Raw genomic sequence first — 822 nt, forward strand, 5'->3', positions numbered from 1 at the left:
TGATCTTCGGTCCGACGCGCCGGACCAACGACAAACCAGCTCGTACCTACAGCGACATCAGAGCCCGTACGCGGACAGCAGGGTCGTGACCCGGTCCCGGGCCCCGAGGTTGATCGCCACCGCCTCAGACCCCCTTGCGGATCGCGAGCTGCGCCAGACGCAGGCCCTCGGCGACACCGGCCCGCCACGCCTGCTCCGTCGCCACCACCGGCTGCTCGGCGCGGGCCCAGCGGCGCCGCTCGATCTCCAACCGCCGCACCAGCCGCCCCACACCGGAAGTGACCCGCGGGCGGGTGTTCGTGGTCGTGCTCATCGCGTCGTCTCCTTCTCCGCCAGCGCCGTCGGGCTGCTGGTCTCGCCGTCTCCGAAGCAGCCTGGGCAGACCCCGGAACCACCACACGCCCCGCACTCGATGCTGTTGATCGAGTCGCCGTAGCCGTCGCACACATCGCACGCCTGGCTACCGCTGCATTCGCCACACACCACCGCAGATCACCCCTTGGCAGAGGACATAGGTGTCCCCGTCTCGGAATTGTCGACGACGGCCTGAGACTGACCCCCTGACGTCGGATTGGGATTGACCCCTTCTGGGCGACGCTGAGGGGGTGTTGTCGGTGGAGGACTGGTCCGAGATCCGTCGTCTGCATCGGGCGGAGGGTGTCCCGATCAAGGAGATCTCCCGCCGGCTGGGAGTCGCGCGGAACACGGTGCGTTCGGCGCTGCGGGCGCCGGGCCCACCGCGGCGGGAACGGGGCCCGCGGGGTTCGCTGGCTGATGCGGTCGAGCCGCAGGTGCGGGCTCTGTTGGCGCAGTTCCCGCGGA

2 protein-coding genes are annotated in these 822 nt (G+C 70.1%); one reads left to right on the top strand and one right to left on the bottom strand.

Features of this window, described 5'->3' with window-relative positions:
* Window positions 1-124 precede the first annotated feature (124 nt).
* Window positions 125-313, bottom strand: coding sequence for a hypothetical protein (locus FVA95_RS31450; RefSeq protein WP_149666922.1), 189 nt, complete (start codon window positions 311-313; stop codon window positions 125-127).
* 292 nt (window positions 314-605) lie between these two features.
* On the opposite strand from FVA95_RS31450, the gene FVA95_RS29045 reads away from it, so the two are divergent.
* Window positions 606-822, top strand: a 217-nt coding sequence (locus FVA95_RS29045) for a sigma factor-like helix-turn-helix DNA-binding protein (RefSeq protein ID WP_193564260.1), incomplete at its 3' end; no start/stop codon positions are given.

It is taken from the genome of Pseudonocardia sp. EV170527-09, assembly GCF_008369905.1.
Classification (GTDB): domain Bacteria; phylum Actinomycetota; class Actinomycetes; order Mycobacteriales; family Pseudonocardiaceae; genus Pseudonocardia.

Bases quoted from the DNA above. Each gene is read 5' to 3' on its own strand.
- FVA95_RS31450 (WP_149666922.1), bottom strand. From the start codon at position 313: ATGAGCACGACCACGAACACCCGCCCGCGGGTCACTTCCGGTGTGGGG.